The organism is Oleiagrimonas sp., assembly GCF_027858935.1.
Classification (GTDB): Bacteria; Pseudomonadota; Gammaproteobacteria; order Xanthomonadales; family Rhodanobacteraceae; genus Oleiagrimonas.
Window position 1 is genome coordinate 1 of sequence record NZ_JAQIBU010000223.1, and the last position, 2,162, is coordinate 2,162.

The window sequence follows — 2,162 nt, forward strand, 5'->3', positions numbered from 1 at the left end:
ACGTACATGCCCGGCAGCAGCACATGGTCGGGGTTTGCAATCGTGGCACGCAGTTGCACGCTGCCCGTATTGGGGTCGACGCTGGTGCCGGAAAAATCGACGGTGCCGACCTTGTCGTAGGTGTCGCCGGTAGGCAGGGTCAGGCGGACCGTGCTTTTTTTCTCCCCATCCATGGTGGCGTGCCCCCGGGCCTGTTCCTGGCGCAGCTTGTCCAGTTCGCCTACAGCCATGGTGAAGTTCACGTACAACGGATCGATCTGGTCCACGGTTGTCAGCAGCGTGGCGCTGCCCTGGCCGACCAGCGCGCCTTCGGTCACCTGCTGCTTGCCGGCCCGGCCATCAATGGGCGAACGCACGGTGGCGTATCCAAGGTTGATGCGCGCGCTCTGGACGCTTGCCCTGGCCAGTTGCACGGCGGCCGCGGAGCTGCGCTCGGCGGCTTCGGCGTTGTCCAGGTCCGACTGCGAAATGTATCCCTTGGGCGCCATCTTGCGCGCGCGCTCGGCGGCGATGTGGTTGTTGGTATAGGTGGCGTTTGCCTGGGCCAGCGAGGCCTTGGCGGCATCCAGGGAGGCGCGCAGCGGCGCAGGATCGATGCGGAACAGGATCTGTCCCTTCTTGACCTCGGTGCCTTCCCTGTAGGTGCGTTTGAGGACGATCCCGCTCACGCGCGCACGCACGTCCGCACTGCGATGGGCGGACAGGCGCCCGACAAGATCACGCCGCAGCGGAACATTTTGGGCATTCGCCACCATGACCTTCACCTGTGCAGGCGGCATGGAATGGTTCTGCTCATGAGAGCTGCCACACGCGGCCAGCAAGGCGGTGGAAACAAGCACCATGGCGAGGTGCAAGGGCGAGGAGCGCATCGGAAGTCCTTTGGCCGGCGAATGCAATCGAATGGAAGTTTTCCAGAGCGGGACCGGATGGCGATCCAGCGTGAGTCCAGGACAGCTACTGGATCCTGGTGCTGAAGTCGATGGCATCCTGGTTCGCCGTGAATCCTGAATTCACAGTCGCGTCGGTGGGGGCAGTATTGTCTGTACTCACCAGTTTAAGAATATGCCTTTGAAGCGTCAATCCATGTCATTGGTCATGCTCCGCAATGCGGGTTGTTCGACCTCGAATAGCTTGTGCGCGGCGTGGGTGGCACGCAACAGGTTCCGATTCCGGAAATGCCGCGCGCTCTGCCGGTTGACTGCGACAGGGGCGATGCTGGAACCGGCGGGTGTTGCGGCGCTATCCTGTGCACTTCGAGCCGCCGTATAGCTTCTCAGGCATGGCGGCGGGAGCATCTTGCACGTCTTGGGTAAACAATCCGGACCATGTCCATACGCAATTGGATGACGCAATGGATCGAACGGCGAGTGGACAATGGTTGCGTCGTGGATCGATGCCCATCGGTCTTGCCAGGCATGGTTGAGCCCGATCATGCGTTCGACTGCGTCATCTGCAGACCCACGCCCCAGTCCGGTGTCGCGGCCTTGCATGAGCTTGATGCCCCGAAAAAATCCACCTCTCCGATGACCAGAATTGAACATGAATCAAGTACAGCACATGGATGATGACCGCTTCCTGGGTCAAGTCCGTGAACATATCGACACCCTTGGCAAACAGGCGGATACCGATGCCTTGAGGCTGGAGCATGCCCAGGCGCTATTGAGCGGCTTCTTTGGCTTGATGCCCGAAGTCGACCGTTCCCAGCACGCTCCCGACGAATGGGCGGCTCTGCTGGTCGAGATGTCCGGATTCCTGCTCGAGCGCCCCTCGGGTCGGGCACGGGTGCGCATTTTCAACCCCAGTCGCGAGCAGGCCGGATGGGGCGGCCTGCGGACCACGATCCAGGTGGTCACGGATGACATGCCTTTCCTGGTCGACACGCTCAACATGGCGGTGGCCCGCTCGGGGCATCGGGTGCATATGGTGGCCCACCCGGTCATTACTGCACGCCGCGACAGGAATGGCGTGCTGCAGCAGATCAATGTCGACGGCGATGCCGCCGAGCATGAGTCGATCATGCACCTGGAGATCGACCGGCTGGCTGGCGACGAGGAGTGCCAGTTGCTGCAGGCGGACCTGGAGTCCTCGCTGTCGGATGTGCGTCTGGCGGTGCAGGACTGGCAGCCGATGCGCGGCAAGATGTTGCAGATCGCCGAGGAGCT

1 protein-coding gene and 1 pseudogene are annotated in these 2,162 nt (G+C 62.1%); one reads left to right on the forward strand and one right to left on the reverse strand.

Annotation, left to right across the window (positions count from 1 at the left end; all coding sequences use genetic code 11):
* On the reverse strand, window positions 1-869 hold an 869-nt coding region (locus PF446_RS08330; protein WP_298070973.1), incomplete at its 3' end, for an efflux RND transporter periplasmic adaptor subunit.
* A gap of 670 nt (window positions 870-1,539) precedes the next feature.
* On the opposite strand from PF446_RS08330, the pseudogene PF446_RS08335 reads away from it, so the two are divergent.
* Window positions 1,540-2,162, forward strand: a pseudogene (locus tag PF446_RS08335) (NAD-glutamate dehydrogenase domain-containing protein); the annotation flags it as partial.